The 24248-nt window shown below is 65.6% G+C and carries 22 protein-coding genes and 2 tRNA genes; 11 read left to right on the forward strand and 13 right to left on the reverse strand.

Annotated features, from left to right (window positions below):
- Nucleotides 1–60: 60 nt before the first annotated feature.
- From DGI_RS05195 to DGI_RS05210, 4 genes are all read right to left on the reverse strand, one after another.
- Entirely contained in the window at nucleotides 61–1971 is a 1911-nt protein-coding gene (locus tag DGI_RS05195; RefSeq protein ID WP_021759715.1) for a polysaccharide biosynthesis protein, read from the reverse strand.
- A 3-nt stretch (nucleotides 1972–1974) separates the two neighbouring features.
- Nucleotides 1975–3153 (reverse strand): DegT/DnrJ/EryC1/StrS family aminotransferase, encoded by a 1179-nt coding sequence (locus tag DGI_RS05200; protein WP_021759716.1) that lies wholly within the window; start codon nucleotides 3151–3153, stop codon nucleotides 1975–1977.
- A gap of 77 nt (nucleotides 3154–3230) precedes the next feature.
- Nucleotides 3231–3884 carry an acetyltransferase gene (locus DGI_RS05205; protein ID WP_021759717.1) on the reverse strand — a complete coding sequence of 218 codons (654 nt, stop codon included), beginning with the start codon at nucleotides 3882–3884 and terminating at the stop codon, nucleotides 3231–3233.
- On the reverse strand, nucleotides 3881–4495 hold the full coding sequence (locus DGI_RS05210) for a sugar transferase (RefSeq protein ID WP_021759718.1): 615 nt from the start codon (nucleotides 4493–4495) through the stop codon (nucleotides 3881–3883). Before DGI_RS05210 ends, DGI_RS05205 begins: the two co-directional genes overlap by 4 nt.
- Nucleotides 4496–4664: 169 nt before the next feature.
- Between DGI_RS05210 and DGI_RS05215 the strand changes: the two genes are divergently transcribed.
- Complete coding sequence (locus DGI_RS05215) at nucleotides 4665–5114, forward strand: universal stress protein (RefSeq protein WP_021759719.1); 450 nt, start codon at nucleotides 4665–4667, stop codon at nucleotides 5112–5114.
- 78 nt (nucleotides 5115–5192) lie between these two features.
- Here DGI_RS05215 and DGI_RS05220 read toward each other — a convergent pair whose 3' ends face one another.
- The 6 genes from DGI_RS05220 to DGI_RS05245 form a co-directional block, all read right to left on the reverse strand.
- Nucleotides 5193–5921 carry an ABC transporter ATP-binding protein gene (locus DGI_RS05220; RefSeq protein ID WP_407656291.1) on the reverse strand — a complete coding sequence of 243 codons (729 nt, stop codon included), beginning with the start codon at nucleotides 5919–5921 and terminating at the stop codon, nucleotides 5193–5195.
- Nucleotides 5918–7144, reverse strand: a complete 1227-nt coding sequence (locus tag DGI_RS05225; RefSeq protein WP_027193066.1) for an ABC transporter permease subunit — start codon at nucleotides 7142–7144, stop codon at nucleotides 5918–5920. The genes DGI_RS05220 and DGI_RS05225 overlap by 4 nt, the downstream gene beginning before the upstream one ends.
- A complete protein-coding gene (locus DGI_RS05230) occupies nucleotides 7128–8045 on the reverse strand; it encodes a branched-chain amino acid ABC transporter permease (RefSeq protein WP_021759722.1) in 918 nt (305 codons plus the stop codon). Before DGI_RS05230 ends, DGI_RS05225 begins: the two co-directional genes overlap by 17 nt.
- A 99-nt stretch (nucleotides 8046–8144) precedes the next feature.
- Nucleotides 8145–9269 (reverse strand): branched-chain amino acid ABC transporter substrate-binding protein, encoded by a 1125-nt coding sequence (locus tag DGI_RS05235; RefSeq protein WP_021759723.1) that lies wholly within the window; start codon nucleotides 9267–9269, stop codon nucleotides 8145–8147.
- A 65-nt stretch (nucleotides 9270–9334) separates the two neighbouring features.
- Nucleotides 9335–10096 (reverse strand): ABC transporter ATP-binding protein, encoded by a 762-nt coding sequence (locus DGI_RS05240; protein WP_027193067.1) that lies wholly within the window; start codon nucleotides 10094–10096, stop codon nucleotides 9335–9337.
- Nucleotides 10097–10169: 73 nt separating this feature from the next.
- Entirely contained in the window at nucleotides 10170–11072 is a 903-nt protein-coding gene (locus DGI_RS05245; protein ID WP_021759725.1) for a DMT family transporter, read from the reverse strand.
- Between the two features lie 98 nt (nucleotides 11073–11170).
- Here DGI_RS05245 and hypD point away from each other — a divergent pair, with 98 nt between their 5' ends.
- The 6 genes from hypD to DGI_RS05275 all read left to right on the forward strand — a co-directional run bounded on the left by hypD (nucleotide 11171) and on the right by DGI_RS05275 (nucleotide 19262).
- The gene (gene hypD / locus DGI_RS05250) at nucleotides 11171–12289 is read left to right on the forward strand and encodes a hydrogenase formation protein HypD (protein WP_021759726.1); all 1119 of its coding nucleotides are present in this window, start codon (nucleotides 11171–11173) and stop codon (nucleotides 12287–12289) included.
- A gap of 212 nt (nucleotides 12290–12501) precedes the next feature.
- Nucleotides 12502–13524 (forward strand): hydrogenase expression/formation protein HypE, encoded by a 1023-nt coding sequence (hypE, locus tag DGI_RS05255; RefSeq protein WP_021759727.1) that lies wholly within the window; start codon nucleotides 12502–12504, stop codon nucleotides 13522–13524.
- 13 nt (nucleotides 13525–13537) lie between these two features.
- On the forward strand, nucleotides 13538–15100 hold the full coding sequence (locus DGI_RS05260) for an SDR family oxidoreductase (protein WP_021759728.1): 1563 nt from the start codon (nucleotides 13538–13540) through the stop codon (nucleotides 15098–15100).
- Nucleotides 15101–15106: 6 nt separating this feature from the next.
- The gene (locus tag DGI_RS05265; protein WP_021759729.1) at nucleotides 15107–17029 is read left to right on the forward strand and encodes a molybdopterin-dependent oxidoreductase; all 1923 of its coding nucleotides are present in this window, start codon (nucleotides 15107–15109) and stop codon (nucleotides 17027–17029) included.
- Between the two features lie 108 nt (nucleotides 17030–17137).
- Nucleotides 17138–18598 (forward strand): menaquinone biosynthesis decarboxylase, encoded by a 1461-nt coding sequence (locus tag DGI_RS05270; protein WP_021759730.1) that lies wholly within the window; start codon nucleotides 17138–17140, stop codon nucleotides 18596–18598.
- Nucleotides 18599–18683: 85 nt separating this feature from the next.
- The gene (locus tag DGI_RS05275; protein WP_021759731.1) at nucleotides 18684–19262 is read left to right on the forward strand and encodes a UbiX family flavin prenyltransferase; all 579 of its coding nucleotides are present in this window, start codon (nucleotides 18684–18686) and stop codon (nucleotides 19260–19262) included.
- A gap of 123 nt (nucleotides 19263–19385) precedes the next feature.
- Here the strand turns inward: DGI_RS05275 and ahcY are convergent, their stop codons facing one another.
- Together ahcY and DGI_RS05285 are read right to left on the reverse strand one after the other, a co-directional pair.
- The gene (gene ahcY, locus DGI_RS05280; protein ID WP_027193414.1) at nucleotides 19386–20807 is read right to left on the reverse strand and encodes an adenosylhomocysteinase; all 1422 of its coding nucleotides are present in this window, start codon (nucleotides 20805–20807) and stop codon (nucleotides 19386–19388) included.
- Between the two features lie 15 nt (nucleotides 20808–20822).
- Nucleotides 20823–21764: an ArsR/SmtB family transcription factor gene (locus tag DGI_RS05285; protein WP_021759733.1), complete on the reverse strand. Its 942-nt coding sequence runs from the start codon at nucleotides 21762–21764 to the stop codon at nucleotides 20823–20825.
- Nucleotides 21765–21868: 104 nt separating this feature from the next.
- Between DGI_RS05285 and DGI_RS05290 the strand changes: the two genes are divergently transcribed.
- The 4 genes from DGI_RS05290 to DGI_RS05305 all read left to right on the forward strand — a co-directional run bounded on the left by DGI_RS05290 (nucleotide 21869) and on the right by DGI_RS05305 (nucleotide 22978).
- The gene (locus DGI_RS05290) at nucleotides 21869–22360 is read left to right on the forward strand and encodes a DUF721 domain-containing protein (RefSeq protein ID WP_021759734.1); all 492 of its coding nucleotides are present in this window, start codon (nucleotides 21869–21871) and stop codon (nucleotides 22358–22360) included.
- 44 nt (nucleotides 22361–22404) lie between these two features.
- Complete coding sequence (locus DGI_RS05295; RefSeq protein WP_021759735.1) at nucleotides 22405–22749, forward strand: hypothetical protein; 345 nt, start codon at nucleotides 22405–22407, stop codon at nucleotides 22747–22749.
- 67 nt (nucleotides 22750–22816) lie between these two features.
- Nucleotides 22817–22890 (forward strand) — tRNA-Gln (locus tag DGI_RS05300).
- A 10-nt stretch (nucleotides 22891–22900) separates the two neighbouring features.
- Nucleotides 22901–22978: transfer RNA gene (locus tag DGI_RS05305), tRNA-Glu, on the forward strand.
- 246 nt (nucleotides 22979–23224) lie between these two features.
- Here the strand turns inward: DGI_RS05305 and DGI_RS18305 are convergent.
- The coding region (locus tag DGI_RS18305) for a hypothetical protein (protein WP_021759736.1) at nucleotides 23225–24248 on the reverse strand (1024 nt) is incomplete at its 5' end.

A 24248-nucleotide genomic window follows, 5' to 3' on the forward strand; every position in this document is an offset into this window, starting at 1 on the left:
TTCCATGGGCCGGCCTCAGCAAGAAACGAACCATCGGCAGCCCCGCCGACCCGGCCCGCCCTACGCCGGCCGGTATTCCGGCACCCCCCGGCGCAACAGCTCGCGAATGCGCCCGCCGTCGCGCGTGGCCGCCGCCACGGCCAGCTCCTCCAGCAGCCCATCCAGGGACCCCGCGGCGCAGTCCTCGCCCTTGAGGACCATCAACTGCTCATGAGCCGAGGCCACCACGCCTTCGCCCTCGGTCACCAGCTCTTCATACAGCTTTTCCCCGGGCCGCAGGCCGATGAACTCGACAGCCACGTCCCGCCCGGGCTCGCGGCCGGACAGGCGGATCAAGTCCTCGGCCATCTGGGCGATGTTCACCGGCCGGCCCATCTTCAGCAGGTAGATCTCCCCTGCCCCGCCCCCGGGCGCCCGGCCCAGGGCCCCGGCCTGCAGGATGAGCAGGCAGGCCTCCTCCACGGTCATGAAGTAGCGGACCACCTCGGGATGCGTCACCGTCACCGGCCCGCCGCGCTCAATCTGGGCGCGAAACAGGGGGATCACCGACCCGGAAGAGCCCAACACGTTGCCGAAGCGCACGGCCATGAGCCGCATGCCGGCCCGGGCCGCCGAAGAACAGTGAGACTGCAGCAGCCGCTCGGCCAGCCGTTTGCTGGCCCCCATGACGCTGGTGGGTCGCACGGCCTTGTCCGTGGAGACCAGCAACAGACTTTCCACCTCGCTGTCACGGGCGGCCTGCAGCAGGTTGTTCATGGCCAGGATGTTGTTGATGACGGCCTGCCAGGGGTGCTGCTCCAGCATGGGCACGTGCTTGTAGGCCGCGGCATGGAAGATGACCTGGGGGCGATGCGTCTGCAGCGCCCAGTGGGTCCAGGCGGTGTCGGCCAGGGAGCCCAGCAGCGGCGTGTGCCGGTGGAACTGCCGGTCGTAGGCCAGTTCCATTTGGATGCCGTAGAGGGCGCTTTCGCTCATGTCCAGCAACTGCAGTTCTGTCGGCTCAAATGCCAGCAACTGGCGGCAGAGCTCCGAACCGATGGAGCCGCCGGCCCCGGTCACCAGCACGCGTTTGCCGGCCACGGCATGGCGGATGCTGTCGGGATCGGGCCGGGCTTCCTCTCGGGGCAGCAAATCCCGATAGTCCACATCGCGCAGGGCCTTCACGTTCACGCGGCCCTGGGCCAGCTCCCGCAGGCTGGGGATGGTCCGGCAGGGCAGGCGGGCCGTCTCGCACACCTGCACAATGCGCCGCATGGCCGGGCCCGTGGCCGAGGGCATGGCGATGAGGGCTTCCTGGGCCGCGATGCGTCGGCCCGCCAGCCACTGGGGCAGGGCATCGATGGCGTCCAGTACGGGTGTGCCGTGAAGGGTCTTGCCATGCTTGGTGCGGTCGTCGTCAAAAATTCCCGCCAGCCGGATGCCGGCACGAGGGGAGGACAGGATGTCGCGCACCAGCTTTTCCCCGGCCTCGCCCGCGCCCAGGATGACGCAGTCGCGCACCGGGACCGCCGTTCCAGCCACGCCTGTACCGCCGGTCATGCCAGACAGCCCCGAGCGCATGGCCGGCCCCTTCCACAGCCGGATGCCCAGGCGGGCCCCGGCGAAGGCCAGCAGGGTATACAGCCAGTCCAGCAGAAACACGGAGCGCGAAAAGCCTTCGAACCGCTGGGTCACGAGCAGGAAGGACATCATCGCCAGGGAGGCCAGGGTCACGGCCTTGGCGATGCGCAGCACGTCCGGCAGGCTGGTGTAGCGCCACATGCCGCGGTAGCCGTCCATGGCGGCGAGGCAGGCCAGTTTGATGCCCACGGCCCAGGCGGCCCAGGCGGTGAAGTTCTCCCACTGCGCCCCGGGCAAGGCGCCCTCGAACCGGGTGAGGTATGCCAGCAGATGCGCCGCCAGGGCCAACAGGGCATCCAGGGCCAGCAGCAGCCAGGCGTTGCGGTGGGAGAGAAGCCGCAGCAGGCGCATGGGCTACGCGCTCGCCGCAGCGGCGAGGATCTCGCAGATGCGGTCCTGGTCCGCCTCGGTCAAGGTCGTTCCGGACGGCAGGGCCAGGCCGCGGGCAAACAGGTCGTCTGCCACGTCGCCGCCTTCCACCAACCCCGCCCCGGCCAGCTCGGTCAGGGCCGGCTGGCGATGCAGCGGCGTCCACAGGGCGCGGGCCTCGATGTTCTCGCGCTCCAGGGCCAGGCGCACGGCCTCGCGGCGGGCGTGCCCGCGGGCCGAGCCGGGATCGTCGAAGACGATGCACGTCAGCCAGTGGTTGGACGTGCCCCAGGCCGGATCCGGCTCGGGCAAAAAGGAGATCCCCGCCACCCCGGCCAACCGCTCCCGGTAGCCCTCCAGCACGCGCCGCTTCTGCTCCAGCCGCTGCGGCAGGGCCTCCAGCTGCGCCCGGCCCAGGGCGGCCAGCAGGTTGCTCAGGCGGTAGCTGTAGCCCAGGAAGGAATGGGTGAAGAACGGGCCGGGGTCCCGGGCCATAGTGGCCAGGGCCAGGGCCTTTTCGGCATCCTCCGGACGGGCGCAGCAGAGCATGCCGCCGCCGGAGGTGGTGATGAGCTTGTTGCCGTTGAAGGAAAGAATGCCGAAGTCGCCCAGGGTGCCGGTGTGGCGGCCCAGGGCCGTGGCGGCCAGGGACTCGGCAGCGTCCTCGATGAGCGCCAGCCCGAAGCGGCGGGCGAGGTCCAGGAACCGATCCATGCGCGCGGGCCGGCCATAGCCGTGCACCACCACCAAGGCCTTGGCCGGGCGGCCCTCCCGCTGCAGGCGGACCAGGGCGGCTTCGGCGCGATCGGGATCCATGTTCCAGGTGGCGTATTCGGCGTCCACGGCGCAGATCTGCGCCCCCAGCTGCACCACGGGCGCGGCCGAGGCGATGAAGGCGAAGTCCGGACAAAGCACCACGTCCCCTGCGCCCACCCCGGCCAACACCAGGGCCAGATGCAGGGCCGCAGCGCCGGAGTTCAGGGCCACCAGCCGCCGGCCGGTGGTGGGAAGCGCGGGAAGCGCCAGCAGCCGGCCGATCTCGGCCTCAAAGGCGTCCAGATCCGGCCCCACGGGGGCGAGATAGTTGCTCTCCAGGGCCTGCTGCAAAAACGCCAGCTCCGTGCCCGCACGGTGCGGCGGAGAAAGAAAAATCCGGTCTGCCATGGGGCGCGTCTCCAACAGATTGCGGTTACGAATACACGTCTCTGGAAAGGGAGTTCTTCCCCCGAAAATTCTTTACCCTACCCCACATCCCGCGGCGGCAGCTTGCGCACCACCACGGCCGGCACGCCCAGGGCCAGGCTGTCCGGCGGGATATCCTTGACCACGGCCGCGCCCGCGCCCACCACGCACTGTTCGCCCACGCGCATCTCCTGGATCACGCAGCTGCCGATGCCCAGGTGGGTGCAGTCCCCCACCTGCACGCCGCCAGCCAGGCGCACGCCCGGGGAGCAGTGCACGCCGTCGCCCAGCACGCAGTCATGATCCACGCTGGCGGCGGTGTTGACGATGCAGCTGCAGCCCAGAATGGCCCCCGGCTGGACCACGGCCATGGCGAACACCACCGTGCCCGCGCCCAGTGTGGCATGGGGGGAGACCCAGGCCCGCGGGTGCACCACCGTGGGCACGGTGTAGCCTTGGGAAAGCAGATCCAGCGTCAGGGCCAGACGGCGGTGATTGTCGCCAAGGGCCGGCAGCACGGCCACTTCCGGGCCGGGAGGGGGCAGGGCGTCCTCGCCGCCGAGCACGAGCGCCCCCATGATCTGCGTGCCGTGCAGGGTGGCGTTGCCATCCAGAAACAGACACGCCTTGAAGGCGCCGCAGGCCTGGGCCGTTTCCAGCACCACGCGGCCGTGGCCGCCTGCGCCGAGGATGTAGCACATGGGGAGATTCATTGCTGCTGATCGCTTCCTTGAAACGGCGCACGGGTGGCATGACCGGGCTGGCAGACATTGCGGCGCGCCAGCACCAGACAAATCGTCCGCCAAAGGATGGAGATATCCAACAAAAAGGCACAATTGTCCACATATTCCACGTCCAGGCGGAACTGCTCCTCCCAGGTGCAGGCGTTGCGGCCCGAGACCTGCGCCAGGCCCGTGATGCCCGGCCGCACCAGATGCCGGCGGCGTTGTGCGGCATTGTATTTGTCCAGATATTCCATAAGCAGGGGCCGCGGACCCACCAGGCTCATGGTTCCGTTGAGCACCAGGAGCAGTTCGGGCAGTTCGTCCAGGCTGGTGGCCCGCAGCCAGCGGCCCAGGGCGGTGAGCCGCTCGGCATCGCTGCCGGGGCCGTCGCGCATGGTGCGGAACTTCACCAGCTCGAAGGGTGCGCCCAGGAGGCCGGGGCGCTGCTGCCGGAACAGCACCGGCCGGCCCAGCCCCACGCGCACCGCCGCGGCCGTGGCCAGCATCAGGGGCAGCCACAGGGGGGCAAGGGCGAGGGTCAGGGCGAGGTCCAGGGGGCGTTTCCACCAGGGCAGGCGCGGGGATTCGGCGGCGGGCATGCCCCGGCATAGCCCCTTTCCTGCAGGGGGGCAATGGCTGGGCACGGGGGATTTTTTGCCGAAGTTGCCGCGCGGGTTCCCGGCTTGTCTTTTTGCGGCGGCGTGTTATTGTACCGTACCGTCTGCACCCTATCTGCCGTTCACCCAGAACGTGTCAAGGAGCTTTGTCATGGACCCAAAGACCATACTCTGGCCCACGGACCTGAGCAGCGAATCCATTGCCTCCGCCCCGAAGGTGATGGCGCTTTCGCAGCAATACAACGCTGCTGTGGTGATGCTGTATGTTGCGGTGGACCTGTGCAGCTATTTCCCCGCCTACGGCAACTTCCCCTCCAATGAGGTGGTGGACCACTTCCGCCTGTGGGAAATCAAGCACGCCCGCGCACTGATGGAAGACGTGTGCGAAAAGGATTTCAAGGCCTGCCCGCATCTGGAGCTGGAGCTGGCCAACGGTGATCCTGTGGAGGAGATTTTCAAGATGGCTGCCCGGAAGAATGCGGATCTCATTGTCATGACCGCCACGCACGGCCGCCATGGCAAGGACGGCCCTGGCCTGGGCCACGTGGCCGAAGCCGTGGCCACCCGGGGCGCACTGCCCGTGCTGTTTGTGACGCCGTAAGCCCGCGCGGCTGGTTCGCGTGTTCGGGGGGACCAGTGCCGGTTCCCCCGAACGCGGCCACCCGTGCAAAGACGCGCGCTATTCGCCCAGGTAGGCTTTTCGGATTTCCGGATTGTGCAGCAGGGTCTTAGCATCGTCCTCCAGCACCACGCGGCCGGTCTCCAGCACGTAGCCGCGGTGGGCCATCTGCAGGGCGATGTTGGCGTTCTGCTCCACCAGCAGGATGGTCATGCCGCGTTCGGCGTTCACCGTGCGGATAATCTGGAAGATGTGCTTGGCGAACAGGGGCGAGAGGCCCAGGGACGGTTCGTCCAGCAGCAGCAGCGTGGGCCGGCCCATAAGCGCCCGGGCGATGGCCAGCATCTGCTGTTCCCCGCCGGAGAGGGTGCCGCCGTGCTGGTGGGCGCGTTCCTTGAGCTTGGGGAACAGGTCGAAGACCATGTTTTGATCGTCCCGGATGCCGGCGGCGTCCTTGCGCAGGTAGGCCCCCATCTCCAGGTTCTCCAGCACGGTAAGGCGCGGGAAGATGCGCCGGCCTTCGGGCACCTGCACGAGTCCGCGCTTGGGCAGGGCATGCGCCGGCACGCCGCGGATGGGGCTGCCATCATACGTGATGCTGCCTGCCGAGGCCTTGACCACGCCGCAAATGGTCATCAGTGTGGTGGATTTGCCGGCCCCGTTGGCCCCGATGATGGTCACGATCTCGCCGGCGTAAATCTTGAGAGACACGTCCTTGAGGGCCTGAATGCGGCCGTAGCAGGCGTCCACGTTCGCCAGTTCCAGCAGGGGGGCGCGTTCGTGCATCATGCCTCGTCCTCCCCGCGCTTGCCCATGCGCATGGCCGGGATGAGCCCCTGGGGCCGCACGAGCATCATCACGGCCATGGCGCCGCCGAACACCAGCATGCGGTATTGCTCGAACTCCCGGAAGACCTCGGGCAGGGCGATGAGCGCCAGGGCTCCCAGCACAATGCCCGGGATGGAACCCAGCCCGCCCAGCACCACCATGGCCAGCACCAGGGCCGATTCGATGAACGAAAAACTATTGGGCGCCACGGACTTCATACGCGCGGCAAAGAAGGCCCCGGCCAGGCCGCCAAAGGTGGCCCCCATGGCATAGGCCAGCAGCTTGAAGCGAAAGGTGTTCACGCCCATGAGCTCGGCGGCGGTCTCATCCTCGCGGATGGCTTCCCAGGCCCGGCCAATGCGCGAAAAATTCAGGTGCCGCACGGCAATCACCGTCCCCACAGCCAGCACCAGCACCACATAGTACATCTGATCCAGCTTGCGCAGCAGGACATGTTCCAGGGAGATGCCGCCGTCAAACACCACGGTGTAGAAGCCCGGCGGCGGGATGCTGATGATGCCGTTGGGGCCGTTGGTCAGACTCATCCAGTTGTTGATGATGATGCGGATGATCTCCCCGAACCCCAGGGTGACGATGGCCAGATAGTCCCCGCGCATGCGCAGGGTCGGATACCCGATGCAGGCCCCGGCCACGGCAGCCAACACCGCGGCAATAGGCAGGCAGATCCAGAAGGACACGCCAAACTGCGTGGCCAGGATGGCGTAGGTGTACGCGCCCACGCCGTAAAAGGCGATGTAGCCCAGATCCAGCAGGCCGCACAGTCCCACCACCACATTCAGGCCCAGGCCCAGACAGACGTACACCAGCACGTTCACGGCCACATCCACGCCGTAGCGGCCCACCAGTTGCGGGTACGCCGCCAGACCGGCCAGCAGCAGCGTGATCCACACGAAGGTCGGCACACGGGAGACGGCCGTTGCCGCGCCGGCCCGGGCCGAGTCCGCCGCCCGGCGGAGTCCGGCCGCCGCAGGCAGATGCGAGAGGGACACCAGCCCCACAATGCCCACCGCAGCCAGGGCCACCGGCTTGAGCACGTTCCACGTGGTCTGGAAGGTCAACCCGTCCGGGGTGATGCCCAGCAGCGGGAACAGCAGCAGGGCAAACCAGCCCAGGCCCACGGCCAGGCCCAGCCACAGGCGCGCGTGCTTAGACCCGAGCGTCATTGACGTTCTCTCCCATGATGCCCGTGGGGCGGAAGTACAGCACGGCGATGAGGATGATGAAGGCAAAGACGTCCTTGTACTCCCCGCCGTGCGGGATGTAGGCCGCGGCCATAATCTCCACCATGGCGATGAGGAACCCGCCCAGCATGGCCCCGTACAGGTTGCCAATGCCGCCCAGCACGGCCGCGGAAAAGGCCTTGATGCCGGGGACAAAGCCCATGTCGTAGCGCACCGAACCGTAGTACAGGCCCACCAGGATGCCCGCCGCCGCCGCCAGGGCCGCGCCGATGGCGAAGGTGACGCTGATGATGCGGTTGGCGTCGATGCCGGTCAGCGCGCTCATGGTCTTGTCCATGGAGGTGGCGCGCATGGCCTTGCCGAGCTTGGTTTTGAAGACCACGAAATTCAGGGTCAACAGCAGCGTGACGGTCAGGCCGAGGATCAATCCCTGCATGAGGCTGATGGTCACCGGCCCCAGGGTGATGGAACCATGGGTGAACTCGGTGGGATAGGCCTTGTCGTACACGCCCTGGGTCAGCATGAGCCCGTTCTGCAGAAAAATGCTCATCCCCAGGGCGGAGAGCAGCACCGAAAGCCGGGTGGAACTACGCAGGGGCTTGTAGGCCACCTTTTCCACGGCCATGGCCAGCATGGCGCAGTAGGCCATGGAGAGGCATAGCGCCACCCCCAGGCACAGCCAGGGGTGGGAGTCCATGTAGCCCTGGGAGGCCAGAAAGGAGAGCAGAATCACGCCCATGTAGCCCCCGGCGGCAAAGAACTCGCCGTGGGCAAAGTTGATGAGCTGGATGATGCCGTACACCATGGTGTAGCCCAGCGCCACCAGGGCGTAGACGCCGCCGAGGGTCAGGCCATTGAGGAATTGCTGAAGAAAATAGTCCATGGTTCCGGCCGCAGGCTAAAGGAATATGCAGGGGCAAGAGGGGGGACGCGCTGCCCCGGGGCTCCCCGGACGGCGTCCCCCTCCGCAGAACGACTCTCCCTAGTAGGTCTTGCCGGTGGCAGGATCCCAATAGTTGATGAACTGGCCGCCCTTGACCTGGCGGATGATGTAGTTGGAGCCGGAGTCCCCGTTTTCGGTGAACTTGATCTTCTTGGTGGCGCCCTGGAAGTCCATCTTCAGGATTTCAGCGCGAACCTTGGCCGGGTCCGTGCTGCCGGCGGCCTTGATGGCGCTGAAGAGCACGGTGGCGGCGTCGTAGGCGTAGCCGGAGTAGGCGCCGGGCTTGCCGAATTCTTCGTAGGCAGCCAGGAACTTCTTGAAGGTGGGGGCGTCTTCGTCAATGAAGCCGAAGGTCAGGTACACGCCTTCGGCGGCGTCCTTGGCCACTTCCATGAGCTGGGGATGGTACACGGCGTCCTGGGCCAGGATGGCGGCGTCGATGCCGGTGCGCTTGGCCTGGATGAGCATCAGGGCCCCGGAGGCGCTGTTCTGCAGGCTCATGTAGAAGACGTCGGGCTTGGCAGCCTTGATCTTGGTCAGCACGGCGCTGAAGTCCTTGTCGCCTTCGTTCACGTGGTCGCGGGCCACGGTGAGGCCGGCGGCTTCGGAGAGCTTGGCCACGTTGTCGGCCAGGCCCTGGGAATAGGTGGTCTTGTCGTCCACGATGAAGATGCTTTTGGCCTTCAGATTATTCTGGATGAACGCCATGGCGGCCTTGGACTGGTCGTCGTCGCGGCCGCAGATGCGCCACATGTGCTTGAGGCCACGCTCGGTGACTTTTTCGCTGGTGGAGCCGGGGGTCAGCATGGGGATGTCTTCCTCGGCCAGCACTTCGGATGCGGGAATGGTGGCGGAGGAGCAGTACGCGCCGACAACGCCCACCACTTTGGAGTTGATGAGCTTGTTGGCAGCGGCCACAGCCTGGCGGGGGTCGCAGGCGCTGTCTTCGGCCATGAGTTCGATCTTGTCGAAGCCCGGCAGGCCGCCTTCAGCAGTGACCACCTTGATGGCGGCGCGCACGCCGTTGGCAATATCGTTGCCGTCGGCGGCGTAGGGGCCGGTCAGGGGAGACAGGGAGCCAACCTTAAGGGTCTGAGCCCAGGCAAACTGCGCCGTGCCCAGGCAGAGGGCCAGCACCAGCACGACGAGACGGGAAATGCGCATGGAACACATCCTCCTGAAAAGAAATGTTGAATCACACCATACGCCTGATCCGGTCGCCGTGTCGTTCAGACGGACGCTCCCAGATAGGCTTCTACAACTCGCTGATCGCGCTGCACTTCCTCCGGAAGCCCGGCGCAGATGATCTCGCCGTGGTCCAGGACCACCACCCGATGGGAGAGGTTCATCACCACGCTCATGTCGTGTTCCACCAGCAGCACGTTGATGCCCGTGGCGGCAATGCGGCGGATGGTCTCCATCAGGTCCTTGGACTCCGAGGGATTCAGCCCGGCGGCCGGCTCGTCCAGCAGCAGCGTCCGCGGCTCGCTGCCCAGGGCCCGGGCAATCTCCAGGCGGCGTTGCAGGCCGTAGGGCAGATTGCGGGCGACTTCGTCGGCGTACTGGTCCATGCCCACGAACGCCAGGGCGGCATGGGCCTTTTCCTCGATGCGGCGTTCCTCGCGGCGCTGACCGGGCAGGCGGAAGATGGCCCCGACCACCCCGGCCGAAGCCCGGCAGTGCTGCGCCACCATCACGTTTTCCAATGCCGTCATCGCCGTGAACAGCCGGATATTCTGAAAGGTGCGGGCAATGCCCCGCGCCAGTCGCTGGAAGGGCCGCAGGTGCAGAATGCTCTGCCCATCGTAGCGCACGTCACCATCGGACGGCTTGTAGACGCCGGTGATGACGTTGAAGATGGTCGTCTTGCCTGCGCCGTTGGGGCCGATGAGCCCGAGGATCTCCCCTTCCTGCAACGACAAATCAGCCCTGCTCAGGGCCTGAAGTCCGCCGAAGCGGACACTGACGTCGTGGAGTTGCAGCAGTGCCATGGGACGCTGAACATACACAAACGTAACGAGAAAAAGCAAGCCGCCACAATGACATTATTGTCAATATCGCCACTCAACTTGTGCTTTTCCGCCCGAATTGCTGCAGCCCCAGTCCGGCCAGCACCAGCGCCAGCCCTGCAAAGGTGCTGGCGTGGATGGTTTCGCCCAACAAAAAATGAATCAGCACCAGGGAGATGGGCGGCGACAGGAAAATCAGCGTGGAGACCTGCGCCGCGCTGGGAGCCAGCCGCAGGGCCGTGACCCACAGGGCGAAGGTCAGCCCCATCTCCAGGCAGCCGATGTACGCCGCCCCGGCCACCCCCTGCCAGGACACGTCCAGCGGCGAGGAGAGCACCAGACAGGCGATCAGGCATCCCGGCAGGCTCATGCAGAAATTGGCGGCCAGGGCGGCCACGGGGTCCCGGCGGTCCGAGGCCGCGGCAATCCAGTAGCCGGACCAGATGAGCGTGGAAAGAAGCGCCAGGGCCAGCCCCAGGCCATCCACCCGCCCCCAGCTGCCCCACTCCCCCTGCATGGAGAGCAGCACCACGCCGGCATAGGCCACGGCGGCGGCGGCCATGTCCTTCCCGCGCAGCCGCTGCTTCAGAAACACCGCCGCCAGCAGGGAAAGGGTAATGGCCCAGGTGTAGTTCACCGGCTGGGCCACCTGGGCCGGCAGGCGGTCGTATGCCTCGAACAGCACCAGATAATAAACCAGCGGGTTGATGGTCCCCAGCCCCAGGGACCGCCACGGGTGCTGCGTCAACGCCGTCACGAACAGACGCCAGCGCCCCTGCACTGCCAGCAGCGCCAGCAGGGATGCGGTGGAAAACACCGCCGCGTACAACAGCAGTTGCGGCGGATCCAGCTCGCGAAGGGTGAGCTTGAAGGCCGTGGCCACCGTGGACCAGCACAGCACCGTGGCCAGACCAAAGGCCATGGCCCGGCGGGGATTCTTGGCGTCGATTTCCTGCATGATCCATGCGGTCTATTCCTTCCCCTGCCGCCTTGGCAAGCGGCGGCGGCGGTGATAGGGTCGCAGCCTCTCATCCACCCTTGACCAAGGACGACTTCGTGGAGCGACAGTTCTTCGATTTCTCCAAGGCGTTCAGCGATCCCGCCCTGGCCCGCTCCCTGGTGCAGGCCATTGAGCGCGAGTGCGCCGAGCCCCTGACCTTCATGGAAGTCTGCGGCACCCATACCGTGGCCATTTTTCGCAGCGGCATCCACTCCATCCTGCCGGAAACCGTGGTGCACCTCTCCGGGCCGGGCTGCCCGGTGTGCGTCACCCACGAGCAGGAAGTGGAATTGTTTCTGCAGATTGCCGCCCGGCCAGACGCCATTGTGGCCACCTTCGGGGACCTGATGCGCGTGCCGGGGATGCAGGGGCAAAGCCTCAAAACCGCCCAGGCCGAGGGCGCACGGGTGGAGGTGGTCTATGCCCCCTTCGATGCCCTGGACCTCGCCCGCGCCAACCCAGACAAGCAGGTGGTCTTCCTGGGGGTGGGCTTCGAGACCACGGCCCCGGCCATCGCCGCCACCATGCAGATGGCCAAGGCCCAGGGACTCGGCAACTTCCTGGTCCTCTCCATGCACAAGCTTGTCCCCCCGGCCCTCAAGGCCCTGCTGGACGACGACAGCGCCCGCGTGGACGCCTTCATGCTTCCCGGCCATGTGTCGCTGGTGCTGGGACTGGCGCCCTATCAGTTCATCGCCCGCGACTACGGCATCCCGGCCGTGGTGGCCGGCTTCGAACCCCTGGACATCCTGGCCGCCCTGCTCACCCTGGCCCGCCAGCGCAACGCCATCCGCCAGGGCGCAGCCGCCGAAATCATCAACGACTATCCCCGCGCCGTGAGCGAACACGGCAACCCCAAGGCCCGCGCGGTGATGGATGAAGTCTTCACCGTGGTGGACGCCCGCTGGCGCGGTCTGGGCGTCATCCCGCAGTCCGGCCTGGCCATCGCCGAGGCCTACGCCGACCAGGATGCCATGCGTGTCCTCGGCCTGACCATGCCCGAACCGCGCACCCTCCCCGGCTGCAAATGCGGCGACGTGCTCAAGGGCAAGATTCGCCCGGATCAGTGCCCCCTGTTCAAAAAGGCCTGCACCCCGGCCAATCCCGTGGGGCCGTGCATGGTCTCCACCGAGGGCAGCTGCGCGGCGTATTACAAATACCATGCAGAGGTATAGGCGCTGGAGGGAACCCCTTTCTGCAGAAAGGGGTTCCCTCCAGACCTCCCTCCCCAAAGACTCTTATGCGGGGGGACGGGCAGCGATGGTTGTTCGAGAACGCCAACTGTAATGCAAAAATACCGATAAAAAGTTTGGGAAGGGGGAGCGCGAGGGGGAGAACCCTTTTCAAAGGGTGTCCCCTCGCATCTTCCTTTCAAAAGGACTCCCTCATGACCGCTTCTTCCCGCCTTCTTCTCGACGCCGGTTCCGGCGGCCAGGCCTCGCACCGGCTGGTGGCCGACCTGTTTTTGAAGCATTTTGACAATCCTGTCCTGGCCGTGATGGACGACGCCGCCCGGCTGCACCTCAGCGGACCGGTGGCCATGTCCACGGATGGCTTCATCGTCGATCCCATCATCTTCCCCGGCGGCAACATCGGCTCCCTGGCCGTGCACGGCACGGTGAACGACGTGGCCATGCTCGGCGCGCGGCCGCGGTACCTCACCGCCGGCTTCATCCTGGAAGAAGGGCTGGACATGGCCGTGCTGGAAACCATCGTCGCGGCCATGGGCCAGGCCGCCCGGGACGCCGGGGTGCAGATTGTGGCCGGGGATACCAAAGTCGCCCCCAAGGGCGCACTGGACAAAATTTTCATCACCACCACCGGCATCGGAGAGATTCTGGTGGATCCCGCGCCCTCCGGCCACCGCGCCAGACCGGGAGACGCCGTGCTGCTCTCCGGCACCATGGGCGATCACGGGCTGGCCATCCTCTCCACGCGCCAGGGCCTGGCCTTCGAGACGCCCATCGTCAGCGATTGCGCCTCGTTGAACGGCCTGGTGGAGTCCCTCATCACCACCCTGCCCGACGTGCACACCCTGCGCGACCCCACCCGCGGCGGCTTGGCTACCACATTGAATGAAATCGCCAGCCAGTCCGGGGTGGTGGTGGAGGTGGAGGAGGAAGCCATCCCCGTGCATCCGGCCGTGGCCGCGGGCTGCAGCTTCCTGGGTCTGGACCCGCTCTATCTGGCCAACGAGGGCAAGCTCCTGTGCATCGTGCCCGAGGCCGACGCGGAACACGCCCTGGCCCTGCTCAGGGCGCATCCCCTGGGCGGCAATGCCGCGCGCATCGGCACCATCCAGGAACCCCAGGGCAAAACCCGCGCCGGGCAGGTGCTGCTGCGTACGCCGCTGGGCGGCCGCCGGCTGCTGGGCATGCTGGAAGGCGAACAACTGCCTCGAATTTGTTAAAGAAGGGGGGGATATGCAAGACGATCGTCCTGTGCTGGTTACCGGCGCCACGGGCTACATTGGCGGCCGGCTGGCGCCGCTGCTGCTGGAACGCGGGCATCGGGTGCGGGTGATGGTCCGCTCCGCCGCCAAGCTGGGCTGCCGGCCGTGGGCCGGGCATCCGCGCCTGGAGATCGTCGAGGCCGACGTCTTCGACTATCCCGCCGTGCGCAAGGCGGCCGCCGGCTGCCGGGCGGTGTATTATCTCATCCATTCCATGAATCCCCTGGCCCGGGACTACGCCGCCGCAGACCGGCTGGCGGCGCACATCATGATGCGCGCCTGCGAGAACGAAGGCGTGGAGCGCATCCTGTACCTGGGCGGCATGGGCCAGGACAGCGGGACGCTTTCGGCGCATCTGCAGTCCCGCAACGAGGTGGCGGCGATTCTGGCCGGCGGCACCCCGCGGGCGACGATTCTGCGGGCGGCCCAGATCCTCGGCGCGGGCAGCGCCAGCTTCGAGATTGTCCGCTATCTGGCCGATCGCCTGCCCCTGATGGTCTGCCCGCGCTGGGTGTACACCGAGGCCCAGCCCGTGGCCGTGCGCGACGTGCTGCACTGCCTGGCCGGCTGCCTGGAGCATCCCGAGACCGCGGGCGAGGATTACGACATCGCCGGCCCGGATGTGCTGACCTACAAACAACTTTTCCGCCTGTATTGCGAGGTGGCCGGCCTGCCCACGCCGCGGCTCATCCCCGTGCCGGTGCTCACGCCGTTTTTGTCGTCCCTGTGGGTGGGGCTGGTCACGCCCATCCCGGCCAGTCTGGCCCGGCCGTTGGTGCAGGGCCTCAAGACGCGGGTGGTGGCCCGGGACAATCGCCTCATGGAGCTGCTGCAGCACAAGCCCCTGCCCGCGCGCGAGGCCATGACCATGGCCCTGGACAAGATTCGGCAACACACCGTGGAAACCTGCTGGAGCGACGCCGGCGAGGCCCGCGCCCCGGAATGGCTCGGCTGCGGCGATGCCCCCTATGCCGGCGGCACGGTGCTGGGCGAGACCTACCGCCTTGTCCTGGACGCCCCGGCAGCGCAGGTGTGGCAGCATGTGACAAGCATCGGCGGAGAAAACGGCTGGCTGTTCGGCAACATCCTGTGGAAGCTGCGCGGCTGGCTGGACACCCTGGCCGGCGGGCCGGGCCTGCGGCGTGGCCGGCGGCATCCGGAACAGCTCTTCATCGGCGATGCCGTGGATTTCTGGCGCGTGCTGGATGTGCAGCCCAACCGGCGGCTGATGCTCCTGGCCGAGATGCGCCTGCCCGGCGAAGCCCTGCTGGAATTCCGCTGCACCCCCCTGGACGAACACCGCACGGAGCTGGTGCAGCGCTCCCGGTTCCTGCCCCGCGGGCTGTGGGGGCTGGCCTACTGGTGGGCCACGTTCCCGTTGCACCTGCTCATCTTCAAGGGCATGCTCCGGACCATCGGCCGGCAGAGCGGCGCGGCCGTGCTCGCTGGTCCCGAGCGCGTCACCGGCCGGGAGACGACCGCCTGCAGCCTGGATGCCCTCAAGACGCCGGAGCGATTGCTGCACAAAGGATGATCTTCCATGACGACCACCCTCACCGCCTGCCTGTCCCACTGTCACGACGGCTGCGCCCTCCTCGCTGAGCGGCAGGAGGACGGCCGCATCCGTCTGCGCGGGCATCCCGACCATCCCTTCACCGCCGGCTTCTGCTGCGCCAAGATGCAGGACTACGTCCAGCAGACCCTGCAGCGGCCCGATCGCATCGTCACGCCTTTGATCAAGCAGGACGGGCAGTTCCATCCCGCATCCTGGGAAGAGGCCATGGACCTGATCGCGGCACAGCTCACAGCCCTGCGAGACACGCCCGAGCGCATCCTGCATCACATCGACTACGCCTCCTTCGGCGTGCTGCACCGGGCCAGCGAATACATCTTCGGCCGCCTGGGCGCGGCCGGGCTGGCCGGCGGCTCCTGCGTGCGGGCCATGGGCGCGGCCATCGTCAAGGATTTTGGTGTCCAGCGCGAACCCCACTGGAGCACCGCCTTGGCGGCCCGGCGCATCGTGCTGTGGGGCCGCAACCTCGCGGCGCAAACGCCCCATGCCGGCCGCGTGCTGCTCCAGGCCCGCAAAAAGGGCATCTCCGTGCTGGCCATCCATCCCGGCGACCCCGGCTACACCCCCTTTGCCGATCAGACTATCCGCATCCGGCCGGGGTCGGATCGCTTCCTCGCCGCCGCAGCCCTGAAAATTCTGAAAGACACCGGCCGGCTGGATCAAAATGCCCTGGCCCGCTGCACCGGTGCGGATGCCCTGGTGCCGCTGCTGGATGCACACTCCCTTGACGCCCTGGCTGCGGCCTGCGACGTCTCCCCCGAATCCATCCACCTGCTGGCCGACTGGATGGCGGATGCGCCCGTGCACGTCGTCCTGGGCCGGGGCCTGCAACGCTATGCCCTGGGCGGAGAAAACGTGCGGTGGGTGAACGCCCTGGCCATGTGCTCGGGCAACATCGGCCGCGAGGGCGGCGGCATCTCCTTTGCCGGTGGCGACAAGGGCCACGTGTCCTACGGCTGGACCAAGGCCCCGGCCGACATGCCGCGCCGGCGCACCCTGCCCTTCGCCGCCCTGGGCCAGGCCCTGGAAACAGCCGAACCGCCCGTGACCTTCGTCTGGACCGAAGGCTGGAACCCCGTGGCCACCGCACCGGACGCCGCACGCATCGCCCAGGCCCTGCGGGGGCGGTTCCACGTGGCCGTGGAACCCTTCATGACCGACACCGCCGCCTGCGCCACGGTGATTCTGCCGCCGGCCCTGCTCTTTGAACGCGAGGACATCGCCCGGGCGGCAGGGCACGATTTCGTGATGCACGGCCGGCCCCTGCCGCCGGAATGGCACACCCCGCCCGCCGGGGTGCGCAGCAACTTCCAGATCCAATCCCTGCTGGCCGCGCGGCTGGGCATGGACTTCCCGGACGCCGACACCGTGCTTGCCGAAGCCCTGCAAACAGCCACGCCGGCCGGCACCCTGGCGGCACTGCGCAGCCAGGGCTGGCTTGCGGCGCAGCCCCAGCCCGTGCCCTGGGCCGACGGGCAGTTTGCCACCAAAAACGGCCGGTTCCATCTGGTCAGGACCCTCACTCCCGAACCGCCCGCGCCGGACGGCTATCCCCTGCGTCTGCTGACCTTTGTGGAGCGCGAATCGCTTCTGTCCCGCCGCCGGCCCGAACAGATGCAGGATCTGCCCGTGGCCCGCATCGCGCCGGAATCACCGTGCGCCGCAGCCCTGGATCCGGCCCGCCCGGCCCGGCTGGTCACCCCCCTGGGCAGCATGGCCGTGCGGCTGGCCCTGCGACCGGGCCTGCATCCGGAAGGCGTGCTGGTGCCGCGCGGGGGCTGGCTCTCCCGTGGCTGGGGCATCAATGCCCTCATCGAACCCCGGGAAGCGGATCTGGGTGGGCAGGCAGCCTATTACGCCCAATGGTGCCGGCTGGAGCAGGAGAGCTGATCCCGATCCGGCGCGCCTGCATTGCATCCTGCCGGGCTTCGGGGTAGGATGTTCGTTCATCCTCACCCTATTTCCTCCCGAATCATTCTGGAATCATCAGGAAGAATCATGGCCTACAAAGACCTGCACGCCTTTCTGAAGCGCCTGGACGAGAAGAAAGAGCTGGTGCGCATCACGGAGCCGCTGGACCCGTATCTGGAGATCGCCGAAGTCACGGACCGCACGTCCAAGGGCTTCGGGCCGGCGCTGCTCTTCGAAAACGTCAAGGGCTCCAAGTTTCCCGTGCTCACCAACGCCTTTGGCTCCTTCTCGCGCATGCACATGGCGCTGGAAGTGGAGAGCCTGGACGCCGTGGCCGAGCAGATCCAGGAATTCATGGAGATCGAAAAGCCGGACTCCATCCTTAAAAAGCTCAAGCTGCTGCCCAAGCTGGCCAAGATGGCCAACATCTTCCCCAAGGAAGTGACCAAGGCCCCCTGCCAGGACGTGGTGTACACCGGGGACGATGTGGATCTGGGCATCATCCCCGTGCTGACCACCTGGCCCGGGGATGCCGGTCCCTTCATCACCCTGCCCCTGGTCATCACCAAGAACCCGGAAACAGGCATGCGCAACATGGGCATGTACCGCATGCAGGTGTTCGACAAAAACACCACGGGCATGCACTGGCACCGGCACAAGGGCGGGGCGTATCATTATCATCTGGCGGAAAAAAAGGGCCAGCGCCTGGAAGTGGCCGTGGCCATCGGGCCGGACCCGGTTGTCACGTACGCCGCCACCGCCCCCATTCCCGACGAGATGGACGAGTTCATGTTCGCCGGGTTCCTGCGGCAGTCCCCGGTGGAGTACGTGAAGTGCAAGACGGTGGATCTGGAGGTGCCGGCCAACAGCATGTTCGTGCTGGAAGGCTATGTGGATCCCGGCGAGCGCCGCCGCGAGGGTCCCTTTGGCGACCATACCGGCTACTATTCCCTGGCGGACGACTACCCCGTGTTCCACGTCACCGCGCTGACCCACCGCAAGGACGCCGTGTACCCGGCCACCCTCGTGGGGCCGCCGCCCATGGAAGACTGCTTCATGGGCAAGGCCACGGAGCGCATCTTCCTGCCGCTCATCAAAAAACAGCTCCCCGAAGTGGTGGACATGAACCTGCCCCTGGAAGGCGTGTTCCACAACCTGTGCTTCGTCTCCATCGACAAGCGCTACCCCGGCCAGACCCGCAAGGTGATGTACGCCCTGTGGGGTCTGGGGCAGATGATGTTCACCAAGATCATCGTCATCGTGGACAAGGACGTGAACGTGCAGAACACCTCCGAGGTGCTCTGGCGGCTGGGCAACAACGTGGATCCGCGGCGCGATATCGTCATCCTGGAAGGGCCGCTGGATGCGCTGGATCATTCCTCGCCCACGGCTTTCTACGGGGCCAAGATGGGCATCGACGCCACCAAGAAAGGCCCGGACGACGGCCATTTCCGCGAATGGCCCGACTCCCTGACCATGGACCCCGAGGTCAAGCGCAAGGTCGCCGCCCTGTGGCCCAAGCTGGGAATCCCGCTGACGAAGAAATAACGCCTGCGCGGGGGATGCCTTTTTGCATGGTGTCCCCCGCGTGCTCCCCCTTCCAGAAATTTTTTTATCCGGGGGTTGCTTCGACGTGAAAACCCGTATTGTGCTTGGGCTCTCCGGAGCCAGCGGCATGCCCTATGCCCTGATGCTCCTGGACCTGCTGGCCGCCCGGCCGGACGTGGCCGTGCATTGCATCGTCTCCGACGGCGCCTGGGAAGTGCTACAGGTGGAAATGGGGCTGGACCGGGCACACGTGGCCGCGCACCTGGACGCCCGCTGCGAGCGTCGCTACAGCCAGCAGGAAATCGGCGCCGGGCCGGCCTCAGGATCCTGGCGGCATGCGGGGATGGTGGTCTGCCCGTGCTCCATGGCCTCCCTGGCGGCCATCGCCCAGGGGCTGGGGGCCAACCTGCTGCACCGGTCCGCCGACGTGACCCTCAAGGAGCGCCGGCCGCTGATCCTGGTGGTCCGGGAAACGCCCTTCAACCGCATCCACCTGCAGAACATGCTGGCCGCCCACGACGCCGGCGCCACCATCGTGGCGGCGTCACCGGGCTTTTATCATCGGCCAACCACCATCGACGACCTCACCCGCCACCTGGCCACGCGCCTGCTGGATCACCTGGGCCTGCCCGATCCCCACGCCCCGCGCTGGCAGGACGGCTGAGGCCATCCGGACATTCTTCCTGAAAAATGTATTGGCGAGAGGGGAAACCTTTTTGCAAAAGGTTTCCCCTCTCGCGCTCTCCCNAGGTTTTCCCCCGAGAGTTCTTTTCAAAAACAACGTGCTCTAGTACCGGTAGTGGTCCGGCTTGAAGGGGCCTTCCACGGGCACGCCGATGTAGTCGGCCTGGTCCTTGCTCAGGGTGGCCAGGCGGGCATTCAGGCGGGCCAGGTGCAGGCGGGCCACTTCCTCATCCAGCACCTTGGGCAGCACATAGACCTTGGCTTCGTGCTCGCGGGTGGCCAGTTCGATCTGGGCCAGCACCTGGTTGGTGAAGCTGGCGCTCATGACGAAGCTGGGGTGGCCGGTGGCGCAGCCCAGGTTCACCAGCCGGCCTTCAGCCAGCACGATGATGGAGCGGCCGTTGGGCAGGGTCCACTTGTCCACCTGGGGTTTGATCTCGTCCTTGGCGCAGGCCGGGTCGGTTTCCAGGGAATGCATGTCGATTTCCGAGTCAAAGTGCCCGATGTTGCAGACAATGGCTTCGTCCTTCATCTGCTGCATGTGGGCGTAGGTGATCACATGGTAGTTGCCCGTGGCGGTGACGAAGACGTCGCCCTGGGACGCGAATTCGTCCATGGTGCCCACTTCGTAGCCTTCCAAGGCGGCCTGCAGGGCGCAGATGGGGTCGATTTCCACCACCTTCACCCGTGCGCCGTAGCCCTTCATGGACTGGGCGCAGCCCTTGCCCACGTCGCCGTACCCCACCACCACGCAGCACTTGCCGGCCATCATCACGTCGGTGGCGCGCTTGATGCCGTCCACCAGGGACTCGCGGCAGCCGTAGAGGTTGTCGAACTTGGACTTGGTGACGGAATCGTTGACGTTGATGGCCGGGAAGAGCAGCTCGCCGGCCTTCTGCATCTGATAGAGCCGATGCACGCCGGTGGTGGTTTCCTCGGACACGCCCTTGATCTTGGCGGCCACGGCCTGCCAGCGGCCGGAATTCTGGGCATAGGCGGCCTTGAGCCGGGCCATGACGATGGCGAATTCCTTGTTGTCCACGGGCTTGTCGAGGAGGGACGGATCCTTCTCGCACTTGACGCCATGGTGGATCAGCAGGGTGGCGTCGCCGCCGTCGTCCACGATGAGGTCCGGGCCGGAGCCGTCGGGCCAGGTCAGGGCCATCTCGGTGCACCACCAGTAGTCTTCCAGGGTCTCGCCCTTCCAGGCAAAGACCTTGGAGATGCCGGCCTTGGCCACGGCGGCGGCGGCATGGTCCTGGGTGGAAAAGATGTTGCAGGAGGCCCAGCGCAGATCCGCGCCCAGGGCGTGCAGGGCCTTGATGAGCATGGCCGTCTGGATGGTCATGTGCAGGCTGCCGGTGATCTTCAGGCCCTTCAGGGGCTGCTGGGGACCGTATTTCTTGATGGTCTCCATCAGGCCGGGCATTTCGTTCTCGGCGAGCTGCATTTCCTTCAGGCCCCAGTCAGCCAAGGCCATGTCCGCCACTTTATATTCCAAAGAAAGATCGAGGGGTTTCACCATGGGAGGCACTCCGTATTAGGTCGTCAACTGTTTGCGTGCAATGACGCGAAGCACCCCCAGCCCGTGCGGCAAGGGGTGGGCATCTGTGGATTCAATGACAAAGCCGGCCTCGGTGCACCAGGTGGCCAGTTCGTCCGGCTCGAAGCCGAGCCAGCGATCGCCGTATTTCCTGCGCATGGCCTCGTGCTCGTGGCGGGCAAAATCCAGCACCAGGCAGGCGCCGCCCGGAGCCAGCACCCGCCAGGCCTCGGCCAGCCCGCGGCGCGGCGAGGGCAGATGATGCAGCACCAGGGAGAGCACGGCGCAGTGCGCCTCGCCATCGGACAAGGGCAGGTGCTCCAGATCCCCCAGCCGCAGGGAGACGCGGGACGCCGGCAGGCCCTCGCGCTGCAACAACCGCGTGGCCTGGGTCAGCATGCGGGCGGAACTGTCCACCCCGATAACGCGCCCGGCCCTGGCCAGCAGACCGGGCAGCAGCGCCCCGGCGCCGCAGCCCAGATCCGCCACCACGGCGCAGGCCGGCGCACCGGGCAAGGCCTCCAGCACCAGGCCGGCCACCTCTGCCCCGCCGAGCATCTCCTGCTGCATGATGTCCAGGCGCGGAGCCAGGGCATCGAAAAAATGGCGCGTCTGCCGGGCGCGCTCCTCCACCACCAGCCGGGCGGCGTCCAGATCCGCAGCCGCCGTGGGCAAGGACCCCAGCAAGGGCAGCATGGCCCGGACAAACGGCGCGGCCTCGCCCTCCGGCGCCAGGGCGTAAAACACCCACGCGCCATGCCGGCGGGCATTCACCAGCCCGGCATCGGCCAGGATCTTCAAATGGCGCGACACACGGCTCTGCCCCATCTGTACGATATCCAGAATCTCGCCCACATTGAGTTCGTGGTGGGCCAGCAGATGGAAGAGACGCAGCCGTGTTTCGTCGGCCAGGGCCTTATGACATTCGAGGAGGTGCATGGGGGCGCTTGGTTCAGGATGTTTGCATATCAAGAAATGTTGATATAACTATTTCCTTACATCCTCCATATTGTCAAGCAGAAAAAATCGGCTACAGTGGCTGCATGGCACGCACCCGTGAACATGCCGGCCAGGCCAGTGCGCAGGCCCTGGCGGATTCGCTGCTCACCCGCATCCCCGGTGCGCCCGAGGGGTTGGCGCTGGTGCGGCTGTGGCGCGAGTGGGAAACCGCCGTGGGGCCGGAGATCGCCGCCTGGGCGCATCCGATGGGCTCGCACCAGGGTGTGCTGCGCGTGGGTGTGGAGGATGCCATGGGCATGCACGAGCTGGTGTTCTACGCGCCACAAATTTTATACGACGTGCATCGATTTTTAGGGCAAGAATTGTTTGACAACGTCCAGGGTGAGCTGCTAATGAACCGGACTCCGTTGAACGCAAAGCCTGCGCCAACGCCGCCGCTCCCAGTGCCCACGCCGGACGCAATCGGCGAACTGGGAACCCCGTCGGCCCTGGCGCGTCTGGCCACGGGAGACACTCCCTGGGTCAAGGCGTACCGGGCCTACGTGAAGATGGTGACTGGCAGGGACGTTGGATGAACGCAGCCTCCGCTCGCGGAGGAGCATGTATAAGGATGAAGACCATGGCTGAAGAAATTTCCTTTGAAGATCTCGGGCTCAAAAAGCCCCTGGACAAGATGACCGCCAAAGAGCTGCGCGATCTCGTCATCGCCAAGCTGCCCATGATCACCGGTGTTTCCGGGATGGACAAAGACGCCATCATTGGGGCCATCAAGGAAGCCTTCGGCATGACCGAAGAAGCCGGCAAGGTGTCCCCCTACAAGGCGCAGATCCACCAGATCAAGAAGTCCATCCGTGAAATGCGCGTGCAGAAGGCCGCCCTTGAAACCGTCAAGGAACGCGATTCCCTGCGCCGCAAGATCAACAAGTTGAAGAAGCGCACCCGCCGCCTGGCCGCTGCGGTGTAGCGAAAAAAAAGTTGTGGCAGGGGCTTGACGATTCCCGCGGAATTAAGTAGAACCTCTTTTCCGCTGCTGGGGGATCGTCTAGCGGCAGGACGACGGGTTCTGGCCCCGTTAACCAAGGTTCGAATCCTTGTCCCCCAGCCACCTATAGTGCGTCCCCATCGTCTAGCCTGGTCCAGGACAACGGCCTTTCACGCCGTCGACAGGGGTTCAAATCCCCTTGGGGACGCCACCAGGCATCTAAGGCTTGAAGTTCACGCTTCAAGCCTTTTTTCTTGCTGACCACACAAGGTCTACATCCACGCCGTTGACAGGGTGGGGATTGGTGGGCGGAGGTGCGGTCGAGGGAGGCTATCCCTATCTGCCCCTGGCACAGCGAACAACAGATGCGTCTCCTCTCCATCTTGCTTTCACACTTACTGGTAAAAGCAACTAGGCCACTTCTCCTGGTACGGTTGTGTGTCCGCGCACATCGCCTCTACTGGTGCTGAGCGTTCCAACGATCAAAGTTTTCAAACCAAACAGTGTCCCACAGCATCTTAAAATGCTGAAAAAACCACCCGGCCCAATCCACAGGATCAGGCTCTACGGCCCGCATGTGAACCTCGGCATCGGCAGCCTTGGCAAGGATTTCGTCAGCAAGGTTGGCTATATCTTCGATGTTTTCTCCAACCATTTCCCCGGCGTCCCACCAACGCCATCCTCCGGCGTGCGCACCGAATTCGTTTCTAAGAAAATACATGTATTCAGCCAAGCTGCCGGCTTCACTAGGGAGCCCAAGAGCCTTACATAATTGCCGCCGCGATATTTTGCCCCCATTGCGTAGCAATCGAGCCACGGACTGGATGGCGCAGTCAAACGCCACCACCGCTTCGACATCAAATGAATGGTGTCGCAGGTTATGGCCCCTGAGGCAATGGAAAGCAGCTTGATGCACATACGGGTCGAGCATATTCCGGTTGATCCAGGCAGAGTTCGACAGCGGAATGCTGTTAAAGATGAAATCATGGTCAATGGTCGAGGACGGGCGAAGCGCGTTCATTGATACATCAAGAGCGTTTTGAGCGGAAGTCATTGGCCTTTGTGGACCATACCTAAGAGACACTGTGCGCGATCCAAAGGGGTGTAAGATTTTGGAGTGCTCCTCCCACGCGATCATTAGAACCCGTGCGACATTTGAACGGTGAATATATTGCCTAGCATAGTGTAAAAACCAAGAAAGGATGTCATAGATCTTCTCATCCCTGAAGAGAGAACGCCAACCATATCCCCAAGCTGGCACAATCGAGGACACGCCAAAGTAATTCCCCGCCGGAAAAGCTCGAAAATTTGGGGCTTGAACCAAAAACGAGAGATCGCCTCCACCATCAAGTCCCACGGTCATTACTTCACGCCAGTCGTGCCGTTTTGGAAGCTCCTTGGCGATAGCATCAATTCCACGAAGCACCTTCGCACGTAATTGCGCATCGGGACCACTGGTGTCTAGCCCGCATATTGCACAA

Origin of the sequence: Megalodesulfovibrio gigas DSM 1382 = ATCC 19364 (genome assembly GCF_000468495.1) — a bacterium.
Classification (GTDB): Bacteria; Desulfobacterota; Desulfovibrionia; order Desulfovibrionales; family Desulfovibrionaceae; genus Megalodesulfovibrio; species Megalodesulfovibrio gigas.

Coding starts and splice junctions, on each gene's coding strand:
- DGI_RS05195 (WP_021759715.1), bottom strand. CDS start 1,971: ATGCGCCTGCTGCGGCTTCTCTCCCACCGCAACGCCTGGCTGCTGCTG.
- DGI_RS05200 (WP_021759716.1), bottom strand. CDS start 3,153: ATGGCAGACCGGATTTTTCTTTCTCCGCCGCACCGTGCGGGCACGGAG.
- DGI_RS05205 (WP_021759717.1), bottom strand. CDS start 3,884: ATGAATCTCCCCATGTGCTACATCCTCGGCGCAGGCGGCCACGGCCGC.
- DGI_RS05210 (WP_021759718.1), bottom strand. CDS start 4,495: ATGCCCGCCGCCGAATCCCCGCGCCTGCCCTGGTGGAAACGCCCCCTG.
- DGI_RS05215 (WP_021759719.1), top strand. CDS start 4,665: ATGGACCCAAAGACCATACTCTGGCCCACGGACCTGAGCAGCGAATCC.
- DGI_RS05220 (WP_407656291.1), bottom strand. CDS start 5,921: ATGATGCACGAACGCGCCCCCCTGCTGGAACTGGCGAACGTGGACGCC.
- DGI_RS05225 (WP_027193066.1), bottom strand. CDS start 7,144: ATGACGCTCGGGTCTAAGCACGCGCGCCTGTGGCTGGGCCTGGCCGTG.
- DGI_RS05230 (WP_021759722.1), bottom strand. CDS start 8,045: ATGGACTATTTTCTTCAGCAATTCCTCAATGGCCTGACCCTCGGCGGC.
- DGI_RS05235 (WP_021759723.1), bottom strand. CDS start 9,269: ATGCGCATTTCCCGTCTCGTCGTGCTGGTGCTGGCCCTCTGCCTGGGC.
- DGI_RS05240 (WP_027193067.1), bottom strand. CDS start 10,096: ATGGCACTGCTGCAACTCCACGACGTCAGTGTCCGCTTCGGCGGACTT.
- DGI_RS05245 (WP_021759725.1), bottom strand. CDS start 11,072: ATGCAGGAAATCGACGCCAAGAATCCCCGCCGGGCCATGGCCTTTGGT.
- hypE (WP_021759727.1), top strand. CDS start 12,502: ATGACCGCTTCTTCCCGCCTTCTTCTCGACGCCGGTTCCGGCGGCCAG.
- DGI_RS05260 (WP_021759728.1), top strand. CDS start 13,538: ATGCAAGACGATCGTCCTGTGCTGGTTACCGGCGCCACGGGCTACATT.
- DGI_RS05265 (WP_021759729.1), top strand. CDS start 15,107: ATGACGACCACCCTCACCGCCTGCCTGTCCCACTGTCACGACGGCTGC.
- DGI_RS05270 (WP_021759730.1), top strand. CDS start 17,138: ATGGCCTACAAAGACCTGCACGCCTTTCTGAAGCGCCTGGACGAGAAG.
- ahcY (WP_027193414.1), bottom strand. CDS start 20,807: ATGGTGAAACCCCTCGATCTTTCTTTGGAATATAAAGTGGCGGACATG.
- DGI_RS05285 (WP_021759733.1), bottom strand. CDS start 21,764: ATGCACCTCCTCGAATGTCATAAGGCCCTGGCCGACGAAACACGGCTG.
- DGI_RS05290 (WP_021759734.1), top strand. CDS start 21,869: ATGGCACGCACCCGTGAACATGCCGGCCAGGCCAGTGCGCAGGCCCTG.
- DGI_RS05295 (WP_021759735.1), top strand. CDS start 22,405: ATGGCTGAAGAAATTTCCTTTGAAGATCTCGGGCTCAAAAAGCCCCTG.